Source organism: Bradyrhizobium sp. NBAIM08, from assembly GCF_020193935.1.
In the GTDB taxonomy this organism is placed as follows: Bacteria; Pseudomonadota; Alphaproteobacteria; order Rhizobiales; family Xanthobacteraceae; genus Bradyrhizobium; species Bradyrhizobium yuanmingense.
Genome location: NZ_JADYVR010000720.1, coordinates 1 through 419 on the forward strand (window position 1 = coordinate 1; position 419 = coordinate 419).

Annotated in this window: 1 protein-coding gene; it reads left to right on the forward strand. The window is 63.7% G+C overall.

Annotated features, from left to right (window positions below):
- Window positions 1-419 (forward strand): hypothetical protein (locus I6F37_RS41735; protein WP_225154631.1); only part of this gene is annotated, 419 nt, incomplete at both ends.

Sequence of the window (419 nt, forward strand, 5' to 3'; positions counted from 1 at the left end):
GGATCGTCGACAACCGCATCTGCGCATCGGGCGAGCGCCTTCGCGTCATCACCGATGGTGTCCTTCAAATCGTCGAGCAACGTGAGTCAGAGGATGGCGACTTCGTGTTCGTCGTCGAGGCGACATCGCTCGATGGCACTCCACTGAAGCGTGCGACGGTCACGCCCGCGGAGCTGGAGACGGCGGAGTGGATCGCAAGGCATTTTGGTGCGGGCGTGGTGCTTCACGGTCGGCCGCAAGAGCTCCGCAGCGCACTCCTCTCGCTGGCGAAGGACGACGTCGTCGTGCTGCTAACGCGCACCGGCTTCGTCAAGACTGCGCGAGGACTCGGTTACGTCCACGCTAGTGGAACGATCGGCGCCGTCGGAGCGACGGTACGCACTGAGTTCACGGATCCGCTCGATCACTACCTGTTGCCC